Below are 546 nucleotides of genomic sequence, written 5' to 3' on the forward strand. Positions count from 1 at the left end.
AGAGGCATCTCGCGGGAGAGGATGTAAGGACTGCTGTGGCAGAGCAGCTGGAGCCGCTGGCGAAAGCTTATGTTGCGGAAATTCAACGTTTAAAGACCTACCAAAATGACGTGTATGAGAACGCATTGCTGGAGGCGGAGGAGGATGCTCGCCAAGGTCAAATAGTCGTTGTGTGCATTGGCGTTGCAACGTTGCTATTGGGTGTCGGCATTGCTTGGCGGCTAACTCGGTCTATCGTGAATCCAATTTGTGAGGCGACGTCGGCGGCTGAATGTATTGCCAATGGTGTTTTGGATGGAGATATCCCGGCACCACATGGACGAGACGAGTCGGCACAACTTCTGCGTGCACTGGAAAGAATGCAGACGGGACTTGCAAGTCTCGTGCAAAAAGTGCGTGAGGGTGCAGAAAGCGTATCGATTGCATCCAGTGAGATTTCACAGGGAAATTTTGATCTCTCGGGTCGAACGGAAAACCAGGCAAGTGCGTTGCAACAGACTGCCTCTTCGATGAGCGACCTGAGTACCACGGTTCGCCTCAATGCGG

General features: G+C 52.7%; 1 protein-coding gene. It reads left to right on the forward strand.

Annotation, left to right across the window (positions count from 1 at the left end):
- Nucleotides 1–35: 35 nt before the first annotated feature.
- The coding region (locus AC1D1Y_RS26135) for a HAMP domain-containing protein (protein WP_477684913.1) at nucleotides 36–546 on the forward strand (511 nt) is incomplete at its 3' end.

Source organism: Polaromonas sp. P1_G1 (assembly GCF_056405595.1).